Origin of the sequence: Sphingomonas floccifaciens, assembly GCF_042681125.1 — a bacterium.
Classification (GTDB): domain Bacteria; phylum Pseudomonadota; class Alphaproteobacteria; order Sphingomonadales; family Sphingomonadaceae; genus Sphingomonas; species Sphingomonas floccifaciens.
Genome location: NZ_JBHUFC010000001.1, coordinates 332,711 through 350,304, shown reverse-complemented (window position 1 = coordinate 350,304; position 17,594 = coordinate 332,711). Strand labels below are relative to the sequence as shown.

Sequence of the window (17,594 nt, the reverse complement as noted above, 5' to 3'; positions counted from 1 at the left end):
CTGGTAGTAACGACGTCTGCGCGGGCCCCCCCGAACATGACTCGTTAACCCGGCGTTAACTTAGATTCCGCCGATGACCAAGCGCCCAAGTCCTTAAAATGCCCCAATTTGATACTGAAATTACGTGATAATCTGGTTTTGTACAAATGAACTGTGCGACGGATCGCCATCTCGACGGCGATAGGCAGGTCAGTCGAGAATGACCCGCCGATACCGCTCTTCGACCAGCGCCAGCGGCGTGCCGTCGCCTGCCAGGACGAGCGCCCGTACCAGCAATATCGAATCGCCCGCGAACCGTTCGCACGTCAGCGTCTCACGCCGCGGCGACAACGGCGTGATGACGATGCCGAACGGTGTATCGCTCCCCTCCAGCATATCGCGCATCGTCGACGGGAGCCGGCTGGGTACGAACCAGTTGTCCGCCTCCGACAAAAGGCGATCGCCGGATAGCAGGCGCACGCGACGAAAGCCGAGCGGCGTACCAGTGTCCGCCCGCAGCAGCGCCCGCGTCTGCGCCGACGCCTCGGCCACTCCCGCGACGCGCTCCGCCCGCACCGGTCCGCCGGCCCACGCTTCCAGCACGCGGGTGACGATGCCGCCCGCGGTCAGGTCTGCGGCGAAGCGGTCCAGCTTCGCCGCGTCGACGTCCGACGTCACCGAGCCTTCAGGGCTGCCTGGGCTGCCGCCAGCCGGGCGATCGGCACGCGGTAGGGCGAGGCACTGACGTAATCGAGCCCGACCGCCTCGCAGAAGGCGATGCTGGCCGGATCACCGCCATGCTCGCCGCAGATGCCCAGCTTGATGTCGCCGCGCGTCGCACGTCCACGCTCGGCCGCCAGCTTCACCAGTTCGCCCACGCCCTCGACATCCAGGCTGACGAACGGGTCCTTCGCGTAGATGCCCTGTTCGACATAGTCGGTCAGGAAGCGCGCGGCGTCGTCGCGGCTCACGCCCAGCGTCGTCTGGGTCAGATCGTTGGTACCGAACGAGAAGAACTGCCCGGCTTCGGCGATCTCACCCGCCCGCAGCGCCGCACGCGGCAGTTCGATCATCGTGCCGACCAGATAATCGACGCGTTTGCCGGTTTCCGCGAACACGGCTTCGGCCGCCTTGTCGACGACCGCCTTCATCAGCTCCAGCTCGCGCTTGGTCGCAACCAGCGGGATCATGATTTCCGGCACCGGCGCGGCCTCCAGGCTGACCGCCGCCTCGAAGATCGCGCGCGCCTGCATCTCGTAGATTTCGGGGTAGGTCACGCCGAGGCGACACCCGCGATGGCCGAGCATCGGATTGAACTCGTGCAATTCGGCTGCGCGGCGCTTCAGCGTGTCGATATCGATGCCTGTCGCGGTCGCCAGATCTTCGAACTCGGCATCGGCATGCGGCAGGAACTCGTGCAGCGGCGGGTCGAGCAGGCGGATGGTGCACGGCAGGCCCGCCATCGTCTCGAAGATCTCGACGAAGTCGCTGCGCTGTTCGGGCAGCAGCTTCTCCAGCGCCGCGCGGCGTCCGGCCTCGTCCGACGCCAGGATCATCTGGCGCACCGACGTGATGCGGCTTGCCTCGAAGAACATATGCTCGGTGCGGCACAGACCGATGCCCTCCGCGCCGAAATCGCGCGCGGTGCGGCAGTCGAGGGGGGTTTCGGCGTTGGTGCGGACCTTCATCCGGCGGATGCCGTCGGCCCATTCCATCAGCGTGCCGAAGTCGCCCGACAGCTCGGGCTGCACGGTCGGTACTGCGCCGGCCATGACCTCGCCGGTCGAGCCGTCGATGGTCAGGATATCGCCTTCCTTCACCTCACGGTCCCCGACGCGCATCACGCCGTTGCCGATCGACAGCGCGCCCGCGCCCGATACGCAGGGACGGCCCATGCCGCGCGCGACGACGGCGGCGTGGCTGGTCATGCCGCCGCGCGCGGTCAGGATGCCCTTGGCCGCGTGCATGCCGTGGATGTCTTCAGGCGAGGTTTCGACGCGGACCAGGATGACGTCCTGCCCGTCCTTCGCCGCGGTCTCGGCGGCGTCGGCGGTGAAGACGACCTTGCCCGACGCGGCACCGGGCGAGGCCGGCAGCCCCTTGGTCAGCACGTCGCGCGGCGCCTTGGGATCGAGTGTCGGATGGAGCAGCTGGTCGAGCGCGGCGGGATCGATCCGCGCGATCGCCTCCTCGCGCGTGATCAGTCCTTCGTTCGCCATGTCGACCGCGATCTTCAGCGCCGCCTTGGCGGTGCGCTTGCCCGAGCGCGTCTGGAGCATCCAGAGCTTGCCTTGCTGCACCGTGAATTCGATGTCCTGCATGTCGCGATAGTGGCGCTCCAGCAGGTCGAAGACGTTGGCGAGTTCGCCGTACACCTCCGGCATCGCCTCTTCCATCGAGGCGGGCTTGGCGCCGGCGGCTTCGCGCGCGGCCTTGGTCAGATACTGGGGCGTGCGGATGCCGGCGACGACGTCCTCACCCTGCGCATTGATCAGGAATTCGCCGTAATAGGCGTTATCGCCCTTCGACGGGTCGCGGGTGAAGGCGACGCCGGTTGCCGACGTGTCGCCCATGTTGCCGAACACCATCGCCTGGACGTTGACCGCCGTGCCCCAGCTGGCCGGAATGTCGTTAAGGCGGCGATAGACCTTCGCGCGCTCCGACTGCCAGGATCCGAACACCGCGCCGATCGCGCCCCACAGCTGATCGTGGACGTCCTGCGGGAACGGCTTGCCCCACAGTTCCTGAACCAGCGCCTTGTATTCGTCGACCAGCTTGCGCCAGTCGTCGGCGGTCAGGTCGGTGTCGAGATAATAGCCATTGTCTTCCTTAGCGATCTCCAGCGCTTCCTCGAAGCGGCTGTGATCCAACTCCAGGACGACGTCCGAATACATCTGGATGAAGCGGCGATAGCTGTCCCAGGCGAAGCGCGCGTCACCCGACACCGTAGCCAGCCCTTCGACCGTCGCGTCGTTCAGGCCGAGGTTCAAGACCGTGTCCATCATCCCCGGCATCGACGCCCGCGCGCCCGAACGGACCGAGACGAGCAGCGGATCGGCGGCGTCGCCGAAGCGCTTGCCGGTGATCTGCTCGATGTGCGCGATGCCGTTGGCGACCTCAGCCTTCAGGCTGTCGGGGAACTTGCCGCCCTCGTCATAATAGACCGCGCACATCGGCGTCGAGATGGTGAAACCCGGCGGCACCGGCAGGCCGATCGACGCCATCTCGTCGAGGTTTGCGCCCTTCCCGCCCAGCAGGTTGCGGTCGCCGCGCCCACCGTCCGACACCCCGCCGCCGAAGCGGTAAACGTACTGCGTCATCGTTCCTGTCCCCGTGTCAGACTTCGCGCTTGCGGCGAATGTTGAGAAAGTTGAGTCGTGTGGGCCGATAACCCCTCAACCTTCGATCTTCGAAAAATCGGCCACCGCATGCACCGCGTCGCGCATGCGGGCGAGCAGCGCCAAACGGCTCAATCGCTTGTCCGGATCCGTGTCGTTGACGGTCACGCTCTCGAAAAAGGCGTCGATCGGCGCGCGCAGGCTGGCAAGCGCAGCCATCGCACCCTCGAAATCCTCGGCTTCGACCGCCGCTTTCGCCTTCGGCTCGGCCTCGTCAAGTGCCGCTCGCAACGCTTCTTCGGCGGGTTCGGGCATGTAGGAAAGCGGTTTGTTCTCCGCCCCCTCAAATGCTTCCTTCTTGAGGATATTCGCAGCGCGCTTGTAGCCGGCGACCAAGTTCTTGCCGTTTTCGGATGCGACGAACGCCTGGAGCGCGTGGACGCGAGCGAGCAGGCGGACGAGGTCGTCCTCTCCGCCCAATGCGAACACCGCGTCGATCAGGTCGTGGCGGACCCCCGCCTCACGCTGCTGGACCTTCAGGCGGTCGGCGAAGAAGTCGAGCACGTCGGCACTGACCGCCGAGCGCAGCGGGAAGCGCAGACGGTTGTCGAGGATGATCGCCAGCACGCCCAGCGCAGAGCGACGCAGCGCGAACGGATCCTTCGAGCCGCTGGGTTTCAGGTCGACCGCAAAGAACTGCGTGATGCTGTCGAGCTTGTCCGCCAGCGCGACCGCGACCGTCACCGGATCGGTCGGCACGTCGTCGCCCTGCCCGACCGGCTTGTAATGGTCGCGGATCGCGGCGGCGACGCGGGGGGCTTCGCCTTGGGCGGCGGCGTAATAGCCGCCCATCAGGCCCTGGAGCTCGGGGAATTCGCCGACCATGCCGGTGACGAGGTCGGCCTTCGCAAGACGCGCGGCGCGGTCGGCGAGGTCGGCCCACGCCCCTCTCCCATCGGGAGAGGGAGGGGGCGCCGCAGGCGCGGAAGGGTGAGGGTCGCCAACGGCGCCTTCCCCTGCCCTCACCTTCCCACCCGGCTGCGCCGGGCGGGCCCCTTCCTCTCCCGCCGGGAGAGGAATAATCCCCTCTTTCACCAGCCACCGCGCCAGCTTGGCGACGCGGTCCACCTTGTCCGCAACCGTGCCCAGCTTCTCGTGGAAGACGATCTTTTCCAGCTTTGGAGGCAGCGCTTCAAGCTTCGTCTTGAGGTCCGTCTCGTAGAAGAAGCGCGCATCGCTCAGGCGGGCGGCGAGCACCTTGCGGTTGCCCTCGACGATCTTCTCGCCCCCGTCGGTCGCGTCGATGTTGGCGACGCAGACGAAGGCGTTGGCGAGTTTGCCGGCGCTGTCGTTGCAGACGAAATATTTCTGGTTCACCCGCGCGGTCAGCTGGATGACTTCCGCCGGCACGCTCAGGAATTCGGGGTCGAACCGGCCGAGCAGCGGCACCGGCCATTCGGTGAGTCCGGCGTTCTCCTCCAGCAAGCCTTCGTCGCGGATCAGCGTCAGGCCCGCGTTCGCGGTCAGCATCGTCGCGCCCATCGCGATGATGCCGGCGCGCTCGGCCTGGTCGACGATCACGTGGCAGGCGCGCAGCTTCTCGACATAGTCCGCCGCCGAACCGATCGTGATCGCGCCCGGATGGTGGAAGCGGTGGCCGACCGTCGCCGCACCGCTCCGGATGCCGGCGACTTCGCACTCGATCACGTCGTCGCCGAACAACGCGACGATGCCCTGCAACGGACGGACCCAGCGCAGGCTCTCGGTCGAGGCCGACGCCGCGCCCCAGCGCATCGACTTGGGCCAGGGGAAGGCGCGGACGATCGCGGGGATCGCTTCGGCCAGCACGTCCGCCATCGCGCGGCCAGGCTTGTCGACGACCGCGAAATAGACGCCGTCGCGGTCGACCAACTGGTCCTGGGTCAGGCCGGTCTTGCGCAGGAACCCGTCCAGCGCCTGCGGCGGTGCGGAGGTGCGCGGGCCTTTCAGCTCCTCGCTCACCGCGTCCGTAGCCTGCGGCAGGCCGCGCGCGATCAGCGCCAGCCGGCGCGGGGTCGCGTAAGTAACGATCTCATCGGCCGCGAGCCCGGCCTTCGCCAGTTCACCCGCGAACAGCTTCGCCAGATCCTCCCGCGCCTTCCCCTGCATGCGCGCCGGGATTTCCTCCGAGCGGAGTTCGAGCAGGAAATCGGTCATCGGGTTTGGGCCTGGCAGAAGAAGGTTTGTTCAGAGAAGGCGCGAAGGCGCGAAGAGGGATTGCCTGTGGCCCTGTCTCGCGTCAGCGAGACCTGCGGTCGGGTCGAACGCGTCAGGATCGAAGGCCGCGGACGCGGTTGAAGTGGCCGCAAGCGAAACATCTTCGCGCCTTCGCGCCTTCTCTGAACCAATTCTTCGAAAACGGGCCTCACGCCGACCACCCATTCTTCGCCATCCACGCCGCGCAGCTGCCCTTCGCCAGATCACGCACACGGCCGATATAGGCCTGCCGTTCCGCGACAGAGATCACGCCGCGTGCGTTCAACAGGTTGAAGATGTGGCTTGCCTCGATTGCCTGTTCATACGCCGGGATCGGCAGGCCCCGTTCCAACGCGTTCTCGCACTCCGCCGCTGCTTTCCGGAACAGGTCGAACAGCGCGTCTGTCTCCGCGACCTCGAAGTTCCAGGTCGACATCTGGCGCTCGTTCTCCAGGAACACGTCGCCGTAAGTCACGCCATCGTCGTTGAACGCCAGGTCGTAGACGTTGTCCTTGTCCTGGATGTACATCGCCAGCCGCTCCAGCCCGTAGGTCAGCTCGCCCGCGACGGGTAGGCAGTCGAAGCCGCCCATCTGCTGGAAATAGGTGAACTGCGTCACCTCCATCCCGTCGCACCAGACTTCCCAGCCCAGCCCCCACGCGCCCAGCGTCGGCGATTCCCAGTCATCCTCGACGAAGCGGATATCGTGGGTCGCCATGTCGACGCCGATCGCTGCCAGGCTGCCGAGATACAGTTCCTGCAGGTCGGGCGGGCTCGGCTTCAGGATCACCTGATACTGATAATAATGCTGCAGCCGGTTGGGGTTCTCGCCATAGCGGCCGTCGGTCGGGCGGCGGCAGGGCTGGACATAGGCCGCCTTCCACGGATCGGGACCGAGCGACTTCAGCGTCGTCGCCGGGTGGAACGTCCCCGCCCCCATGCGCATGTCATAGGGTTGCAGGATCACGCAGCCCCGTGCCGCCCAGTAATCATGGAGCGTCAGGATCATGCGCTGGAAGGAGAGCGGTCGGGTATCGGTCACGCGCGCTGCACTGCCGCGTAAGCCGCGGGGGGTCAACTCCGCCGCCCGCACATGACAGCCTTACCACACATTTTGTCAGGTGTTATTGACATGGTCACAACTCGCTGTCATTTAGTCATGGAAACCTGACATTGGGTCAAGGGACGGTGACAAGGATCACAGGCCATGCAACAGGAGGTGGACATGAAGAATCGCCTCAAAGTGCTGCGTGCCGAACGCGACTGGAGTCAGGCGGAACTCGCTGGTCGGCTCGACGTGTCGCGACAGGCTGTAAACGCAATCGAAACAGGGAAGTACGATCCTTCCCTGCCGCTCGCGTTCCGGATCGGTCGCCTGTTCGACATGCGGATCGAGGAGATTTTCGATGACGAGCATCACGATGGATGACGCCCGGTTCTGGACGACGCGACGCGCGCTTGGTTGGGCGGGCGCACTGGTTGCCTGGACGATCGTCCCGCCGATTTTGATCGGGTTCACATCCGCCTACTTCGCCCCCCATGTCCCCGGACCTGACCGGCACGATACGGCGCGGGTGGTCATGCTGATCGTCTTTACGCTCGGCTTGTTGATCGGCGCGCTCAAACTGTGGCGGGACTATCGCCGCCACATTGCCTACGACACGGACGTCGCGTGGAAACGCAGCGCGAATGCGCGTCGACTGGTGGTGTCCGGCATCTGGCGCGACTGTCTGATCGTGGGTTTCGTACTTGGCATTTCGGGCGTCTTCGCCACGATCGTACCGGCCGGCGCCCCGCGGATCGCCCTGGCAGCCGTTGGCGCGCTCGCTGTCGCTTACGCCCTTGTCCGGAGCACGATCGTCTACATGCGCGCGATCGACGACCATGAACGCGATGCCAATCTGTGGGCCTGTTATTGCGGGATGACGGTCTACGCCGCGCTGTTCTTCGCGCAATATCTCGCCGGCCAAATCGGGCTGGTCGTCCCTTACGTCCACGACGCGATCTTCTGGACGACGCTGACCGTCGCCGGGGCCGTATATTCCTGGAAACGCTACCGCTGATCCGACACTTTCCCTTTTCTTATCGAAGGACGCTGTCCATGAATCGCTTGATGAAGACCTCCATGTCCGCCGTCGCGCTGTTGCTCGCGCTCCCCGCCTGCGCGCAGCAGGCCCCTGCCCCGGCCGCCAAGGACGCCGATCCGGCGCTGTGGGTGGTGAAGGACGAGGACACGACCATCTATCTGTTCGGCACCGTCCATGTGCTGAAGCCCGGCCTGACCTGGTTCGACGAGGCGGTGAAGACCGCGTTCGACGGGTCGAAGGAACTGGTGCTCGAAATGGTCGAGCCCGATGCGGCGACGATGCAGAAGATCGTGCTGAGCAAGGCGACCCAGCCGGCCGGCCAGACGCTGACCGCCAGCCTGCCCGAGCCGGCGCGCGGCAAGTATCTGAAGGCGATGTCGGAGGTGGGCCTGCCCGCAACCGCGTTCGACGGGTACAAGCCTTGGTTCGCCGCCGTGAATCTCAGCCTCATCCCGTTGATGAAGGCGGGCTATGACCCCAACAGCGGCGCGGAGAAGACGCTGGCCCAGGCCGCGAAGTCGAGCGGCAAGACGGTCAGCGGCCTGGAAACCGCCGAGCAGCAGATCGGTTTCTTCGACGCGCTGTCGCCAAAGGCGCAGACCGAATTCCTGACCGGCACCGTCGACGAAATGCCCAAGATCGGCCAGACGATGGAAACGATGGTCGCCGACTGGGCGGCGGGCGAGCCGGACAAGCTGGCGGTGCTGCTCAACGAAAGCATGAAGGACTCGCCCGAAGTCGCGAAGACCATCCTCTACGACCGCAACGCACGCTGGGCGTCATGGATCGCGGAGCGGATGAAGCAGCCGGGCACCGTGTTCATCGCGGTCGGCGCGGGCCATCTGGCCGGCAAGGGTAGCGTGCAGGACAATCTGGGCGCGTACAAGCTGAAGGCGGTGCGGGTTCAGTACTGAACCACTGTCCCTCTCCCGGTGGGAGAGGGAAGGAGCAGCGAAGCTGCGGGAGGGTGAGGGCGGCGATGGGCTGCCGCCTGCCCTCACCCTTCCCACCCGGCTGACGCCGGGCGGGCCCCTTCCCTCTCCCAGATGGGAGAGGGAGCTTTATTGCATTTCCGCCCCATCCCCGCTAAGGGCGCGCGCTTGTCGCGGCAGGGTCATCCCTGGAGGCCTGCCGGGGCGAAACGAACATTAGCATCTAGCGAATCGGAAAATACGACAATGAGCGACACGCTTAACCTGTCGGCCGAGACGCGTGACCGGGCTGGCAAGGGAGCCTCCCGGGCACTGCGTCGCGAAGGCCGCGTCCCCGCCGTGATCTACGGCCTGAAGAAGGATCCGCAGAGCATCAGCGTCAATGAGCGCGAGCTCATGAAGCTGCTGAACACGGGCCACTTCATGAATTCGGTGGTGATGGTGAACGCCGGCGGCAAGGCCGTGCGCACCCTGCCGAAGGACGTCACCTTCGACGTCGTCACCGATCGCCCGCTGCACGTGGACTTCCTGCGCATCGGCGAGCATTCGACCGTCACCGTCGCGGTGCCGATCGTGTTCACGGGCGAAGAAGACGCCCCCGGCATCAAGAAGGGCGGCGTGCTGAACATCGTCCGTCACGAGCTGGAGCTGGTCTGCGACGCAGCCGAAATCCCCAGCGAAGTGACGATCTCGCTCGCCGGCCTGGAAGTCGGCGACACCATCCACATCTCGAACGTCAAGCTGCCCAAGGGCACCGAGCCGACGATCGACGACCGCGACTTCACCATCGCCACCATCATCGCCCCGTCGGCGATGAAGGCCGACGTCCAGGAATCGCTGGCCGAAGCCGATGCCCAGGCCGCTGAAGCCGCTGCCGAGCAGCAGGCCGAAGCCGCCGAAGGCGATGCGGCCGAAGGCGACGACGCCGACGGCGAAGCCAAGGGCGAGTAAGCCATGTGAAGCCCTCTCCCCGCCGGGGAGAGGGTTGGGAGAGGGGCAGTGCCGCGGGCGACAGGTCTCGGTGAGACACCGCCCCTCTCCCCGCCCCTCTCCCCTGACGGGGAGAGGGAGTTTACCGAATGCAACTCTGGGTCGGCTTGGGCAATCCAGGCCCCGAATATGCCCTCAACCGGCACAATGCCGGTTTCCAGGCGGTCGATGCGATCGCCGAGGTCCATGGCTTTTCCGCACCGAAGAAGGCGTTCCAGGGCTGGACGCAGGACGGGCGCGTCGGTGGCGACAAGGTCGTCATCCTGAAACCCGGCACCTACATGAACGAAAGCGGCCGGTCGGTCCGCGCGGCGATGGACTTTTTCAAGCTCGCTCCGTCCGACATCACCGTCTTTCACGACGAACTAGACATCGCGCCCCTGACGCTCAAGGTGAAGACCGGCGGCGGCACCGCGGGGCAGAACGGGCTGAAGTCGATCGTCCAGCATATCGGCCCCGACTTCCGCCGCGTGCGCATCGGCATCGGCCATCCGGGACACAAGGACCGCGTAACCGGCCACGTCCTGTCCAACTGGCACAAGACCGAGGTCGAGCCGCTGAGCGACCTGCTCGGCGCGATCGCCGCCGAAGCGGACTGGCTGGCCAAGGGCGACGACGTCCGCTTCATGAACGATGTCGCTCTCAGGATGCAGAACTGATGCCGAGCCGCAGCCTGTTTCCCACCCAATTCTACGAAGCCGACCTGGGCGATGATGCGCTGGTCGCGGAACTCGCCGACGCCGCCCGCGAACTGGCGCAGGAGGATCGCGCCGGCCGCGCCTGGTCGAAGCAGCATGGCTATCGCGGCTATACCAGCTACGCGTCGCTCGACGATCTGCCGTTGCGCGATCCGCGGTTCGACGATCTCGTTAGGCTGCTCAACCGTCACGTCGCCGCCTTCACCAAGGATTGCGGCTTCACTCTGGCCAAAAAGCTCAAACTCGACAGCCTGTGGGTCAACGTCCTGAAACCCGGCGGCACGCACAGCGGCCACATCCACCCGCACAGCGTCGTCTCCGGCACCGTCTATGTCGCCGTCCCACCGGGATCGGGCGCGCTGAAGCTGGAAGACCCGCGCCTGCCCATGCTGATGGCCGCCCCCGCCCGCCCCGACACCTTCGTCTATGCCGAACCGCAGGCGGGCAGCGTGTTCCTGTGGGAAAGCTGGCTGCGGCATGAAGTGATGCCGAACGCGGCGAAAGAGGACCGGATTTCGATCAGCTTCAACTATCGTTAACCAACCTCTGTCAATGTCGCCTCACGGATCGATGCGGCGAAGCCAAAAAGGTTCCACTCAACTCGTCGTATTTTTCCGCACGTGCGAAGCATCGCGCTTGCCCGCGTACCGGGCATGCGTCAGCACGGTCGGACCGGGCGGGGGGCCTGGTGTCGAAATTCGTTCGTCACGAGGGATATCATGTTCGAAGTGCTGGCCTTTTCCTGCAGCCTGTTGCTCAGCTTCGTCCTGACGGGCGTCGAGCGCAACCACCGCCAGCGGCGTCCCCATGCGCCCGTGCTGGTCTATGCTGGCTATGCTCTGGTCGGCCTGCTCAGCACCTCCGCCGTGCTCCTGACCGGCTATGCCGCGGGATCGGCGCTGGGTTACGTCTGAGCCTGCGCAGGGGTGGCGTTCCGGCCGCCCTTCCCCTATCGGCACCGGCTGAAAACGCTCTTATCCGATAGGTTCTGACACATGGGTTTCCGCTGCGGCATCGTCGGCCTGCCGAACGTCGGCAAGTCGACGCTCTTCAACGCGCTCACCGAGACGGCCGCCGCACAGGCCGCCAACTATCCCTTCTGCACGATCGAGCCGAACGTCGGCAACGTCGCCGTGCCCGACCCGCGGCTGTCGAAGCTGGCTGAGGTCGCAGGCTCGGCCAAGATCATCGAGACGCAGCTGGGCTTCGTCGACATCGCCGGCCTGGTCCGCGGCGCGTCGAAGGGCGAGGGGCTGGGCAACCAGTTCCTCGGCAACATCCGCGAGGTGGACGCGATTGTCCATGTCCTGCGCTGTTTCGAGAATGACGACATCCAGCACGTCGACAACAAGGTCGATCCGATCGCGGATGCCGAAACGGTCGAGACCGAATTGATGCTCGCCGACTTGGAAAGCCTCGAAAAGCGCGTCCCCAACCTCGCCAAGAAGGCGACGCAGGGCGACAAGGAAGCGAAGGTCGCCGCGTCCGTGCTGGGCCAGGCGCTGGAGTTGCTCCGCGATGGCAAGCCTGCCCGCCTGACCCAGCCCAAGGACGTCGAGGAGGAGCGCGTCTTTGCGCAATCCCAGCTGATCACGGCCAAGCCGGTGCTCTACGTCTGCAACGTCAACGAAGAAGACGCGGCCAACGGCAATGCCCTGTCGGCCAAGGTGTTCGAAAAGGCGAAGGCCGAGGGCGCGCAGGCGGTGGTGGTGTCGGCGGCGATCGAGGCCGACATCGCGACGATGCCGGTCGAGGACCGCGCCGAATTCCTGGCCGAGCTGGGTCTGGAGGAAACCGGCCTGACCCGCGTCATCCGCGCCGGATACGACCTGCTGAAGCTGCTGACCTTCTTCACCGTCGGCCCGAAGGAGGCGCGCGCCTGGACCACGCATGTCGGCGCTAAAGCCCCGCAGGCGGCCGGCGAGATCCACACCGATTTCGAACGCGGCTTCATCCGCGCCGAAACCATCGCCTACGACGATTACGTCCAGTTCAAGGGCGAAGCCGGCGCGCGCGACAACGGCAAGCTGCGCTCGGAGGGCAAGGACTATGTCGTCAAGGACGGCGACGTGATGCTGTTCCGCTTCAACGTCTGATCCGCAAGGGGGCGGCCGCCCGCAGCCTTCATCGCCGGTGCAGGAAGGTCGGCTTACTCACGGCTGCGATCAGGGTTGCATCCACGCGGACGAAGGCCCATCGATCGCTTGCGGCGGGGAGAGCGAAGGTGTATGATATGACTATGACGCTTCGTTCCCTGCTCGCTGCTGCCGCCCTGCTCGCCGCGCCCGCGGTGCAGGCGGCCGACACCGCCCCGCCATCGACCGGCACGGAGACCGGCTCCCGCGCCGAATCCGGTTCGCGCGCGACGATGCCGCGCAAACCCGAGCGCAAGCTGCCCGGCGCACCGATTCGCCCGCGGATCGTCGACGCCCCTGGCGCGGCGCTGATGATGATCCCCGCCGCCTACGACATCGACCCCCGCCCCGGCGCATTCTACTGATCGCAGCGCGCCGCTGACGGCAGGCGTCTGGAGATTGTCACACGGCTGAGGCAAGGATGGGGGATGCGCTCCCCCATCTTGCTTGCCGGTCTTGCCGTGTTGTCGCTCGGCGCTTGTACCACGGTACCGTCGGCTCGGACGGAAACCGCCCGGCCTTTCCTTCCCGCCGCCGTCCCTGCCGACGCAGCCGTCCGCGCGCCGGTCACGATCCTGGTGTCGATCGACGGCTTCCGCCCCGACTACTTGGATCGCGGGATCACGCCCAACCTCTCACGCCTGGCCGCGAACGGCACGCGCGCCGCGATGCGCCCGTCCTTCCCGTCCAAAACCTTCCCCAACCATTGGGCGATCGTCACCGGGCTGCGGCCCGACCGCAACGGGATCGTGTCCAACAATATGGAAGACCCCGCCGGCAAGCGTGAGAAATTCACGATGGCGACCGACGACCCCTGGTGGTGGAATGCAGCCTCGCCCCTGTGGATCGACGCAGAGGCCGCCGGAATTCGCAGCGCCGCGATGTTCTGGCCAGGCGCCTCGGTCGCCTTCGGCGGCGTGCGGGAGGATGAGTGGCCCAACGACGTGATCGGCGGCCGGCGCCCCGACGACTGGACACCCTATGGCGAAGCCGTTGACGACCATCAGCGCGTCGACACCGTCATCGACTGGCTGCGACGCCCGGCGGCGACCCGCCCCGGCTTCCTGACGCTCTATTTCGACGAGGTCGACACGATGGGGCATCGCTATGGCCCCGACGATGCCCGCACGAACGACGCGATCGGCCGGGTCGACCGCGCGATCGGGCATCTGACCGCGGAACTTGCCGCGCTGGGCCAACCGGCCAACATCGTGGTTGTGTCGGATCACGGCATGACGCCGGTGACCAAGGATCAGGTCATCCCGCTTGCCGAACTAGCCTCCGAGGCCGATGGGCGGGCCGTCGAGACGGGCGTGTTCGCGAGTTTCCAACCGGTAAAGGGCCGCGAAGCTGCGCTGGCCGCGAGTCTGTCGCGTCCGCGCGCGCACGTCCGGTGCTGGCCCAAGGCGCAGATCCCCGCCCGCTTCTATTACGGCAGCAACCCGCGCATCCCGGCCTGGTTCTGCCTCGCCGATCCGGGCTGGCGCATCATGGCGAAGCCGCCCACGCGGCCAACCGGCGGCGAGCATGGCTATGACCACGATGCTCCCGACATGCGCGCGATCTTCATCGCCAGCGGCCCCGCCTTCGCTTCGGGGAGAACGCTACCGGTGTTCGACAATGTCGACGTCTACGCCCTGATCCGCCGGGTGCTCGGCATGCCCCAGGTAGCGGACCGTGACGGCACGCTCGCGCCGGTCGAGAGAGCATTGCGGTAGGATTGGACGACACCGATGTACGAGGGGTCGCACTCTCGCGAGGGTCGAATAAACGGGGTGCGGTCGTCTTGCATCCTGCTGAAGGCACAGGATGTCTCCTATTGGCCGACGTGATCTCTGGTCAGTATGGAAATCCGAGCGCCCCAATGGCGTGAACCAGACAACCGGAGACCATTTGCGCCCGGATGCAGGCCGGAGCGGTGAAGGTCGAAGCGCTTGCAATTGCCAGTGCTCTGGCCTTCACCGGAGCAGGCAGACGCATCGAATTTGATACAGGCCGTCCTGGATCAGCTTTGTTCGCTCCCGTTCGCCCTGAGCGTAGTCGAAGGGCTGCCTTCCACTTGGTGCTTCGACTTCGCTCAGCACGAACGGTGGAACAGGGCTGATCGAAACCGACTCCAACACGGCAGAACACGGCACCGGTTCGCGGATGCTAAGGTTGAAACGTTAGCCGGTATCGAGACGGCAGGACCGTGCTCCGGGACGAGCGGGAGCGGGCGAGATGGCCCCGGCACGGGTGTCCTCTGATACGCCAACCGCCTGGAGCTGGCGGGACACAATGCCCCCCAAAAGCAAAACGGGCGGCGCGTCTGTAGACACACCGCCCGCATTGAATTGTCGCTTCTCCAGCCGCGGCATCGCTGCCCGCCTAGAGAACTCCCCGATCTGTCTGAGCAAATCGGGGGCAGCCCGCTCAGTGCTTCGTATCGCGCCAGACGCTCTTGTAGGCGCCCCAGGTCAGGAAGCAGAAGATCACCAGGAACAGGACCGATGCCCAACCCGCCGCATGGCGCGTCTGCAGCTTCGGCTCGGCGGTCCAGGTCAGGAACGCCGCGACGTCGGTCGCCATCTGATTGACCGTCGGCTTGGTGCCGTCCGTATACTGGACCTGACCATCGCTGGTCAGCGGCGGCGCCATCGCGAGGTTGAGGTTCGCGAAATAGGGGTTGTAGTGCAGCCCCTTCGGCGTCTTCGCATCCGGGAACTTGCGCAGCAGTTCCGCCGGCTGGTTCTGATAACCGGTCAGCAGCGAGTGGACATAGGCCGGGCCGTCGTGCCGCGCCTTGGTCATCAGCGACAGGTCGGGCGGCACCGCATTGTTGTTGGCGGCGCGCGCGGCGATGTCGTTGGCGAACGGCGCCGGGAAGCGATCCGACGGCAGGTTCTTGCGCGTCGCCATCTCACCCGTTTCCGGGTTCGGGGCGGGCGTTTCGATCGCCCACTGCGACGCGATCGCCTTAACCTCGGCTTCCGAATAGCCGATCTGCTGGAGGTCGCGGAACGACACCAGCTTCAGCGAGTGACACGCCGAGCAGACTTCCTTGTAGACTTGGAAGCCGCGCTGCAGCTGCTGGTTGTCGAAGTGGCCGAACGGACCGTTCGATGCCAGCTTCAGCTCTTCCGGCCCCTTGTGGAACTCGTGCTCCGCGGTGGGTTTCTCCGGCTCCTGGATGGCGCCGACGGTCGTCGAGATGAACCCGACGAGCGCCATGACCGCGAAGGCGAGACCGACGAGACCGCCGATGATGCGAACCATGATGTCTCTCGTCCCTTATTCGGCCGGCGCGATCGCGCCGCCGCTCATCGCGGTATGGGCTGGGCTGGTGCCGCCGTGCTTTGCCAGAACCGCCTCGGTGATCGAGTTGGGCAGCGGGCGCGGGCGTTCCATGGCCGACACGATCGGCAGGATCACCAGGAAGTGGAGGAAGTAATAGGCCGATGCGATCTGGCCCATGATGATGTTGCGCGCGATCGGTTCCGCACCGCCGACATAGCCCAGGATCAGGACGTCGACGAGCAGCGCGACCAGGAACCAGCGGTAGACCGGCCGATAATTGGCCGAGCGCACCGGCGAGGTGTCGAGCCACGGCAGGAAGAACAGCAGCAGGATCGAGCCGAACATCGCCAGCACGCCCCACAGCTTCGCCGGGAACAGGAAGTCGATCGTGAACGACTTCAGGATCGCGTAGAACGGCAGGAAGTACCATTCGGGCACGATGTGCGCCGGCGTCGAGAGCGGGTTGGCCTGGATATAGTTGTCCGGGTGGCCCAGCAGGTTCGGCGCGAAGAAGATCAGCGTCGCGAAGATCAGCAGGAACACGCCCAGGCCGAAGCCGTCCTTCGCCGTGTAGTACGGGTGGAAGGGCACGGTGTCCTGCTCGTCCTTCACCTCGACGCCGGTCGGGTTGTTGGACCCCGGAATGTGCAGCGCCCAGATGTGGAGGATGACCACGCCGGCGATCACGAACGGCAGCAGATAGTGGAGCGAGAAGAAGCGGTTGAGCGCCGCTGCGTCCGGCGCGTAACCGCCCAGCAGCCAGATGCGGATCGTCTCGCCGACCAGCGGAATGGCGGAGAAGAAGCCGGTGATGACCTGCGCACCCCAGAAGCTCATCTGGCCCCACGGCAGCACATAGCCCATGAAGGCGGTGGCCATCATGAGAAGGAAGATCACGACGCCGAGCAGCCACACCATCTCGCGCGGCGGCTTGTACGAGCCGTAATAGAGGCCGCGGCCGATGTGGATGTAGACGACCGCCAGGAACATCGACGCGCCGTTGGCGTGCGCATAGCGCAGGAACCAGCCGGCGTTGACGTCGCGCATGATCGATTCGACCGAGCCGAACGCGGTGTTCGCATCGGTCGAGAAGTGCATGGCGAGCACGATGCCGGTGACGATCTGCATCGCCAGCGCCGCGCCGGCGAGCACGCCGAAGTTCCAGAAATAGTTGAGGTTGCGCGGCACGGGATAGCCCGCACCGACGGCATTGTAGACGAGACGCGGCAGCGGCAGCCGGTCGTCCAGCCACTTCATCAGCGGCGCCTTCGGCTCATAATGCCTGGCCCAGGGAAAGCTCATGGTGTCAGGATCCCTATCAGCCGACCGTCACGACGGTGTCGGAGGTGAATACATAGTCGGGCACGTGCAGGTTGGTCGGCGCCGGACCCTGCCGGATGCGACCGGCGGTGTCATAGGCCGAGCCGTGGCACGGGCAGAAGTAGCCGCCGAACGGCCCCTTGTTCTCGCCCTCGCCCGCGCCCAGCGGCACGCAGCCCAGATGGGTGCACACGCCCAGCGTGATCAGCCAGTTGGTCTTGCCCGGCTTGGTCCGCTGCTCCAGCGTCTCGGGATCGCGCAAGGACGACACCGGCACTGCATCGGCGGCGGCAATTTCCGCCGGCGTCAGATTGCGGACGAACAGCGGCTGCTTGCGGAACGTCGTCTTGATCGCCTGCCCCGGCTGGATGGCCGAGACGTCGACCTCGGTGCTCGACGCGGCGAGCACGTCGGCGGACGGGTTCATCTGGTTGATGAGCGGCAGCGCGATCACGCCGACGCCGACGCCGGCGAACGCAACCGCGCCGATCTGCAGATAATCGCGGCGGCGGGGGTCCTGCGGACCCTCTGCGATCGCCTCGTGGTCAGTTGCCATGCACTAGCCCTTGCACTTCGAAACAGTAGCGCCACGAACAGGCGCCGA

17 protein-coding genes are annotated in these 17,594 nt (G+C 65.8%); 10 read left to right on the top strand and 7 right to left on the bottom strand.

Annotated elements, in window-relative coordinates:
- Nucleotides 1-189: 189 nt before the first annotated feature.
- The 4 genes from ACFSC3_RS01650 to ACFSC3_RS01635 form a co-directional block, all read right to left on the bottom strand.
- Entirely contained in the window at nt 190-657 is a 468-nt protein-coding gene (locus ACFSC3_RS01650; protein WP_380938079.1) for a hypothetical protein, read from the bottom strand.
- Complete coding sequence (gene ppdK / locus ACFSC3_RS01645; protein WP_380938077.1) at nt 654-3,299, bottom strand: pyruvate, phosphate dikinase; 2,646 nt, start codon at nt 3,297-3,299, stop codon at nt 654-656. Before ppdK ends, ACFSC3_RS01650 begins: the two co-directional genes overlap by 4 nt.
- Nucleotides 3,300-3,374: 75 nt before the next feature.
- A complete protein-coding gene (gene glyS, locus ACFSC3_RS01640; protein WP_380938075.1) occupies nt 3,375-5,513 on the bottom strand; it encodes a glycine--tRNA ligase subunit beta in 2,139 nt (712 codons plus the stop codon).
- 208 nt (nt 5,514-5,721) lie between these two features.
- Nucleotides 5,722-6,561 carry a glycine--tRNA ligase subunit alpha gene (locus ACFSC3_RS01635; RefSeq protein ID WP_380938541.1) on the bottom strand — a complete coding sequence of 280 codons (840 nt, stop codon included), beginning with the start codon at nt 6,559-6,561 and terminating at the stop codon, nt 5,722-5,724.
- Nucleotides 6,562-6,777: 216 nt separating this feature from the next.
- On the opposite strand from ACFSC3_RS01635, the gene ACFSC3_RS01630 reads away from it, so the two are divergent.
- From ACFSC3_RS01630 to ACFSC3_RS01585, 10 genes are all read left to right on the top strand, one after another.
- Nucleotides 6,778-6,981 carry a helix-turn-helix transcriptional regulator gene (locus ACFSC3_RS01630; protein ID WP_380938073.1) on the top strand — a complete coding sequence of 68 codons (204 nt, stop codon included), beginning with the start codon at nt 6,778-6,780 and terminating at the stop codon, nt 6,979-6,981.
- Nucleotides 6,959-7,615, top strand: coding sequence for a hypothetical protein (locus ACFSC3_RS01625; RefSeq protein ID WP_380938071.1), 657 nt, complete (start codon nt 6,959-6,961; stop codon nt 7,613-7,615). The genes ACFSC3_RS01630 and ACFSC3_RS01625 overlap by 23 nt, the downstream gene beginning before the upstream one ends.
- Nucleotides 7,616-7,653: 38 nt before the next feature.
- On the top strand, nt 7,654-8,553 hold the full coding sequence (locus ACFSC3_RS01620; protein WP_380938069.1) for a TraB/GumN family protein: 900 nt from the start codon (nt 7,654-7,656) through the stop codon (nt 8,551-8,553).
- 264 nt (nt 8,554-8,817) lie between these two features.
- Nucleotides 8,818-9,522: a 50S ribosomal protein L25/general stress protein Ctc gene (locus ACFSC3_RS01615; RefSeq protein WP_380938067.1), complete on the top strand. Its 705-nt coding sequence runs from the start codon at nt 8,818-8,820 to the stop codon at nt 9,520-9,522.
- Between the two features lie 128 nt (nt 9,523-9,650).
- The gene (gene pth / locus ACFSC3_RS01610) at nt 9,651-10,220 is read left to right on the top strand and encodes an aminoacyl-tRNA hydrolase (protein WP_380938065.1); all 570 of its coding nucleotides are present in this window, start codon (nt 9,651-9,653) and stop codon (nt 10,218-10,220) included.
- On the top strand, nt 10,220-10,798 hold the full coding sequence (locus ACFSC3_RS01605; protein WP_380938063.1) for a TIGR02466 family protein: 579 nt from the start codon (nt 10,220-10,222) through the stop codon (nt 10,796-10,798). Before pth ends, ACFSC3_RS01605 begins: the two co-directional genes overlap by 1 nt.
- 180 nt (nt 10,799-10,978) lie before the next feature.
- Entirely contained in the window at nt 10,979-11,173 is a 195-nt protein-coding gene (locus tag ACFSC3_RS01600) for a hypothetical protein (protein WP_380938061.1), read from the top strand.
- An 81-nt stretch (nt 11,174-11,254) separates the two neighbouring features.
- On the top strand, nt 11,255-12,355 hold the full coding sequence (gene ychF / locus ACFSC3_RS01595; protein WP_380938059.1) for a redox-regulated ATPase YchF: 1,101 nt from the start codon (nt 11,255-11,257) through the stop codon (nt 12,353-12,355).
- A 143-nt stretch (nt 12,356-12,498) separates the two neighbouring features.
- Nucleotides 12,499-12,759 carry a hypothetical protein gene (locus ACFSC3_RS01590; protein WP_380938057.1) on the top strand — a complete coding sequence of 87 codons (261 nt, stop codon included), beginning with the start codon at nt 12,499-12,501 and terminating at the stop codon, nt 12,757-12,759.
- 63 nt (nt 12,760-12,822) lie between these two features.
- On the top strand, nt 12,823-14,112 hold the full coding sequence (locus ACFSC3_RS01585; RefSeq protein ID WP_380938056.1) for an alkaline phosphatase family protein: 1,290 nt from the start codon (nt 12,823-12,825) through the stop codon (nt 14,110-14,112).
- Between the two features lie 694 nt (nt 14,113-14,806).
- Here the strand turns inward: ACFSC3_RS01585 and ACFSC3_RS01580 are convergent.
- Genes ACFSC3_RS01580 through petA form a run of 3 tightly spaced genes read right to left on the bottom strand, consistent with a single transcriptional unit; the run spans nt 14,807 to nt 17,546 of the window.
- Nucleotides 14,807-15,649: a cytochrome c1 gene (locus ACFSC3_RS01580; RefSeq protein WP_380938054.1), complete on the bottom strand. Its 843-nt coding sequence runs from the start codon at nt 15,647-15,649 to the stop codon at nt 14,807-14,809.
- Nucleotides 15,650-15,664: 15 nt separating this feature from the next.
- Nucleotides 15,665-16,972: a cytochrome b gene (locus ACFSC3_RS01575; protein ID WP_380938052.1), complete on the bottom strand. Its 1,308-nt coding sequence runs from the start codon at nt 16,970-16,972 to the stop codon at nt 15,665-15,667.
- Nucleotides 16,973-16,988: 16 nt separating this feature from the next.
- The gene (gene petA, locus ACFSC3_RS01570) at nt 16,989-17,546 is read right to left on the bottom strand and encodes a ubiquinol-cytochrome c reductase iron-sulfur subunit (RefSeq protein WP_380938050.1); all 558 of its coding nucleotides are present in this window, start codon (nt 17,544-17,546) and stop codon (nt 16,989-16,991) included.
- Nucleotides 17,547-17,594 lie beyond the last annotated feature (48 nt).

What these genes read in the sequence shown, in the direction of transcription:
- ppdK (WP_380938077.1), bottom strand. Translation starts at nt 3,299, where the DNA reads ATGACGCAGTACGTTTACCGCTTCGGCGGCGGGGTGTCGGACGGTGGG.
- glyS (WP_380938075.1), bottom strand. Translation starts at nt 5,513, where the DNA reads ATGACCGATTTCCTGCTCGAACTCCGCTCGGAGGAAATCCCGGCGCGC.
- ACFSC3_RS01635 (WP_380938541.1), bottom strand. Translation starts at nt 6,561, where the DNA reads ATGATCCTGACGCTCCATGATTACTGGGCGGCACGGGGCTGCGTGATC.
- ACFSC3_RS01630 (WP_380938073.1), top strand. Translation starts at nt 6,778, where the DNA reads ATGAAGAATCGCCTCAAAGTGCTGCGTGCCGAACGCGACTGGAGTCAG.
- ACFSC3_RS01625 (WP_380938071.1), top strand. Translation starts at nt 6,959, where the DNA reads ATGACGAGCATCACGATGGATGACGCCCGGTTCTGGACGACGCGACGC.
- ACFSC3_RS01620 (WP_380938069.1), top strand. Translation starts at nt 7,654, where the DNA reads ATGAATCGCTTGATGAAGACCTCCATGTCCGCCGTCGCGCTGTTGCTC.
- ACFSC3_RS01615 (WP_380938067.1), top strand. Translation starts at nt 8,818, where the DNA reads ATGAGCGACACGCTTAACCTGTCGGCCGAGACGCGTGACCGGGCTGGC.
- pth (WP_380938065.1), top strand. Translation starts at nt 9,651, where the DNA reads ATGCAACTCTGGGTCGGCTTGGGCAATCCAGGCCCCGAATATGCCCTC.
- ACFSC3_RS01605 (WP_380938063.1), top strand. Translation starts at nt 10,220, where the DNA reads ATGCCGAGCCGCAGCCTGTTTCCCACCCAATTCTACGAAGCCGACCTG.
- ACFSC3_RS01600 (WP_380938061.1), top strand. Translation starts at nt 10,979, where the DNA reads ATGTTCGAAGTGCTGGCCTTTTCCTGCAGCCTGTTGCTCAGCTTCGTC.
- ychF (WP_380938059.1), top strand. Translation starts at nt 11,255, where the DNA reads ATGGGTTTCCGCTGCGGCATCGTCGGCCTGCCGAACGTCGGCAAGTCG.
- ACFSC3_RS01590 (WP_380938057.1), top strand. Translation starts at nt 12,499, where the DNA reads ATGACGCTTCGTTCCCTGCTCGCTGCTGCCGCCCTGCTCGCCGCGCCC.
- ACFSC3_RS01585 (WP_380938056.1), top strand. Translation starts at nt 12,823, where the DNA reads ATGCGCTCCCCCATCTTGCTTGCCGGTCTTGCCGTGTTGTCGCTCGGC.
- ACFSC3_RS01580 (WP_380938054.1), bottom strand. Translation starts at nt 15,649, where the DNA reads ATGGTTCGCATCATCGGCGGTCTCGTCGGTCTCGCCTTCGCGGTCATG.
- ACFSC3_RS01575 (WP_380938052.1), bottom strand. Translation starts at nt 16,972, where the DNA reads ATGAGCTTTCCCTGGGCCAGGCATTATGAGCCGAAGGCGCCGCTGATG.
- petA (WP_380938050.1), bottom strand. Translation starts at nt 17,546, where the DNA reads ATGGCAACTGACCACGAGGCGATCGCAGAGGGTCCGCAGGACCCCCGC.